General features: G+C 66.1%; 2 protein-coding genes. One reads left to right on the top strand and one right to left on the bottom strand.

Annotated features, from left to right (window positions below; translation table 11 throughout):
* Positions 1-366 precede the first annotated feature (366 nt).
* A complete protein-coding gene (locus tag JCM25156_RS30090; protein WP_183480154.1) occupies positions 367-504 on the top strand; it encodes a hypothetical protein in 138 nt (45 codons plus the stop codon).
* Positions 505-511: 7 nt separating this feature from the next.
* On the opposite strand, the gene JCM25156_RS26385 is transcribed toward JCM25156_RS30090, so the two are convergent.
* The coding region (locus JCM25156_RS26385; RefSeq protein ID WP_034961423.1) for a histidine phosphatase family protein at positions 512-734 on the bottom strand (223 nt) is incomplete at its 5' end.

Raw genomic sequence — 734 nt, 5'->3', positions numbered from 1 at the left:
TCCCAACCGGAACCTCCCCGCGCGCGGCGGCGGCGCGCGCCTCCGCCATTGCAATATCCATGAAATGGCCCGGCAACAGGCCCGACGGCATGGATGTGGGCATCATGTCCCCCCGATCGTCATGGCCCGCGCCCCGGCAGGCCCGCATCCGTTTTCCCCATGAGCATGTCCCCCATGAGCATGCCATGGTGTTTTTTGGCGGATCGACGCAACCGTATCGTAACGCCAGCCGTTGCAGGAACGTGACATGCCGTGACAGGGATCGCGCGCATGCCCATCAGGCAGACAGACACAGGCCGGTCATTTTCCGGGCTCCGCAATGCTTGTCCGGACCGCGACCGACCCACGCGCTTGGGGGTGAAGGTCATGCATGTATTTACACTGGTTCTCGCCACCGCCGCCATTGTCGCGGCAATGGCCACGGCAGATGACCGATGCGGCCGCCCCCCGCAGGCGACCACACCCTGCGCGCTGACCTGCATGCTGGCTTTCCACCCGCGCTGATGGCGGGTCAGGGCATGGGCAGTTCGTTCACCGTCACGATACGCCAGCCTTCGGGCAGGCGTTCGATCACGCTGAGCGCAAGATTCTGGATCGAGAAATGCAGCGCGGTTTCGGCATGGATCCGCAGGGCGTGCGCAAGGGCGGCGCGGATGGCCCCGCCATGGCTGACCACAACCATGTCCCGCCCCGCATGTTCGCCAGCCAGCCGGTCGAGGCAGGCCCCCACACGC

The sequence above is a fragment of the Komagataeibacter kakiaceti JCM 25156 genome, assembly GCF_000613305.1.
The sequence above is the reverse complement of the archived record's forward strand: the minus strand, read 5'-3'. Positions and strand labels throughout refer to the sequence as shown.

Coding starts and splice junctions, on each gene's coding strand:
- JCM25156_RS30090 (WP_183480154.1), top strand. CDS start 367: ATGCATGTATTTACACTGGTTCTCGCCACCGCCGCCATTGTCGCGGCA.